The sequence below is a fragment of the Micromonospora sp. KC213 genome (genome assembly GCF_004348325.1).
In the GTDB taxonomy this organism is placed as follows: Bacteria; Actinomycetota; Actinomycetes; order Mycobacteriales; family Micromonosporaceae; genus Micromonospora.
In genome coordinates this window covers 1-3,033 of the sequence record NZ_SMKF01000305.1, presented here as the reverse complement: position 1 = coordinate 3,033, position 3,033 = coordinate 1, and the positions used below count along the sequence as shown (strand labels likewise).

At 73.9% G+C, this 3,033-nt stretch carries 4 protein-coding genes; 2 read left to right on the top strand and 2 right to left on the bottom strand.

Annotation, left to right across the window (positions count from 1 at the left end):
- Window positions 1-144: 144 nt before the first annotated feature.
- Both E1166_RS31315 and E1166_RS30050 read left to right on the top strand, forming a co-directional pair.
- Complete coding sequence (locus tag E1166_RS31315; RefSeq protein WP_165942724.1) at window positions 145-288, top strand: hypothetical protein; 144 nt, start codon at window positions 145-147, stop codon at window positions 286-288.
- Window positions 289-589: 301 nt separating this feature from the next.
- On the top strand, window positions 590-991 hold the full coding sequence (locus E1166_RS30050; RefSeq protein ID WP_132270201.1) for a hypothetical protein: 402 nt from the start codon (window positions 590-592) through the stop codon (window positions 989-991).
- Window positions 992-1,127: 136 nt separating this feature from the next.
- On the opposite strand, the gene E1166_RS30045 is transcribed toward E1166_RS30050, so the two are convergent.
- Window positions 1,128-1,658, bottom strand: a complete 531-nt coding sequence (locus tag E1166_RS30045) for a cellulose binding domain-containing protein (RefSeq protein WP_132343187.1) — start codon at window positions 1,656-1,658, stop codon at window positions 1,128-1,130.
- A gap of 162 nt (window positions 1,659-1,820) precedes the next feature.
- Window positions 1,821-3,033: hypothetical protein (locus E1166_RS30040; RefSeq protein WP_132343186.1), on the bottom strand; the 1,213-nt coding region annotated here is incomplete at its 5' end.

The following is a 3,033-nucleotide window of genomic DNA, read 5'->3' as shown; positions in this document are numbered from 1 at the left end:
ACCCGATACCGCACCCGATCCCCGGGCGCGCCCGCGGCCTGCCTCCCACCCTCGGACGCCGCGAAGGGGTGATTCGCACCTGCCGCGTCGGATTGCCCGGCCTATCTACCCTCGGCAACAGCAGCCACGACGAAGGGACTTCCAATGATCAAGAAATTGCTCGGTCTGGCCGGGGTGGGCGCGCTGCTCGCCCTGGTACTGGCCTGCGGCTTCGGCGGCGGGGATGATGACGATGATGACGACGGCGACGACTTCGCCCGCGCCGCCGCCGTGGTCCGCCTTACCTGACCCGACGGACCCCACTCGGTGACACGGTCCCGGCAGCGTGCCCGAGAAGACCCCCGGGAGGCGTGCTCGATGTGCGCCAGGTGGCGATGTCCGTACCGAAGGACACCGCGACCTGGCGCAGCCGGGCAGGCAAAGCACCGGGCAGGCAGAACGCCGGGTAGGCGCGGCCGGGCATCACTGCGGGCGCGGTGGTTTGGGAATTGGACGGGTGGGGCACTGCCGGTCACAGGCGGACCGTGACGTGCCGTAGCACGTCGACCACCCAAGTGGCCGCAGATCTTCGGCACCGGAGGAGGCAACAATGTTCGGCAGCAACCTGCTGGAGCGCCGCAGCAAGCCGGAACGGATCGCCGACCAGGCGTGGCAGCAGCTTCTCGCGGCGGTCGGGTCGGCCGGCGACAGCGTCCGGGACGCCGCGACGTCGGTACGGGAGGGAGCTCATCTCTCCGAGGCCGGCGACGTCGTCGGCTCCGCCGCGGACGAGGCCCGACGCCGGGCCACGCTCGCCTTCGACGCGCTCGCCGGCCGACGCCCGGCCCTGCCGTGGACGCTGCTGATCAGCGCCGCGCTGGCCGGTGCCGCGATCGGCTGGGCCGCCGGCACCGCCGCCCGGGCCGCCGGCAGCCGGGCGGATCGGGACGTGGACGACATCGAGTTCGTCGACGTGGACCGGCCCAACTCCCCCGCCGACCTGGACAGCTGAGCCCGGGTCGGACGCCGCGACTCCTGGCACCTCGTCGCCCAGGAACAGCAGGTCGCCAAGATCGCTCGCGTTGTCCTCACCATGAGCTTCCTGCCGCGCCCCCGGCAACCGCCGGACGGTTGCCGGGGCCGCCCGGTCAGCGGAACCAGGCGGTGCAGGTGATGATGTTGGGCGTCGGGTTGCTTTCGGTCCAGCCGCCGATGAAGCCGAAACTGGTGGTGCCCCCCGGGGCGAGGACGCCGTTCCAGTCCGCGTGCCCGACCCCCACCCGGTCTCCCTCCTGGCGGAGGATGCCGCCCCACAGGTGGGTGATCCGCTGCCCGTGCAGGTACCTCCAGACAACCGACCAACCGACGGTGTGGGAGCCGCTGTTGTTGCGGACGTCCACCTGCGCGTAGAAGCCCTCCGGCCAGGAACTGATCACCTGGTAGGTGGCCGTACAGGCCCCCGCCGGGACGGGCGTCGTCAGCGACGGGGTCGGGGCCGTGGGCGAGCTGGGCGACGGACCGGGCGAGGTCGTCATCGGGGCCGGCATGGCGGCCGGGCGACCGCCGTCACCGCCGGAGTACGGCTCGGCGGCGGCCGGTGTGGACGGTACGACGGCGATCTGGATGGCCAGGGCGGCGGCGAGCACGGACGTGACCGCGCCGGCGAGACTGCTCCGCATCTACGGTTCCTCTCGGGGATGCCAGGTGAGCTGGATACGACGCCGCGAAGCGTCGACGGGGTGCGGAGAGCTGCCCTGGCTCCCCGCCGGCACGCTGGCTCCCGATGCCGAGGAAGAAGTCCACGGTAACGGGCGGGACGGCAGGTGCGGAAGCGCTCCCGGTCAGCCCTTCGGGTCGAGGTGGTAGGCCACCGCGTCGGCGAGCTGCTCGCGCCGGATGCCCAACCCGTCGACCGGCCGTCCGGCGGCGTCGTCCCACGGGGTTCCGGCGGCGTACCCGGGCAGCAGCACCACCGTGCGCACCCCCACCGAGCGCAGGTACGCCACCGAGGCGGCGTCCGGGAAACCGAGGCTCATGACTCGGATCCGTTCCTGGCTTGCCGGCACGAACGAGGCGAGACCGTTGACGGTGCGCGGGAAGCCGTCGGTGGACCAGAGCATCACGTGGTAGTCCCGCGCACCGCCCAACGGCAGCACCAGCACCGGGTCCGGTACGCCGCGCAGCGCCGCCGGGGCGGCCGGCGCCGGCACGTGCGGTGTCCGGTTCACGCCCTCGACCAGCACCAGCAGCAGCGGCAACACCAGCACCGCCGGGCCCCAGCGCCGCCAGCCCCGCCGGGGCGGGCCGTTCTCGTGCACGGTCAACGCGCCGGCGGCCAGAATGCCCAGCAGCAGCGTCGTCCAGAGCACCAACCGCCCCGGGGTGCGGATGCCGTCCCAGCCGGGGACGTGCCGCACCAGGGTGACGTAGCCGGGGTCACCGTCCCCGCCGAACGTGGTGCCCGCCGCCAGGGCCAGGCTGACCCCCACCCCGGCTGCCAACGCCAGCCGGTGCTGCAGCCGCCAGGCGGAGAAGACCAGCCCGGCCAGGGCGAGCGCGCCCAGCACCACCCCGGGCAGCAGGGTCATCTCCCCGGGAAACCCCAGGGTCTCCCGGGCCGACTGGTGCCGCCCACCCCACAGCCAGGACTCCGGCGGCGCGGTCAGGAAACCCTGCAGCGGCGGGGAGAACATCTCGACCTGCGCCACCGTCCGCCGCCCGGCCGGGTGACGGGCCACCACCTCGAAATAGGGCGCGGCCACCAGCAGGGTCACCCCGGCGAACCCGGTGACGCCGGCCAGGTCGGCCAGGAACAGTCCGGGCGGGACCGTCGGCCGGGCACCCCAGCGCCACCAGGCCCGCAGGTACCCGGCGGTGGTGGCGAGGGCCAGCAGCGCCAGGACGTACGCGAAGGCCAGGCCGATGCCGAAGCCGAGGGTGACCTGCCAGGCGGCGACCGCCCAGCCGGCCCCCGCCCAGCCGGGCCGGACCCGGTCCGGCCGGTACCCGTGCCGCAACGACCAGCCGTGCCCCCGGGCGAGCATGGCCAACGCC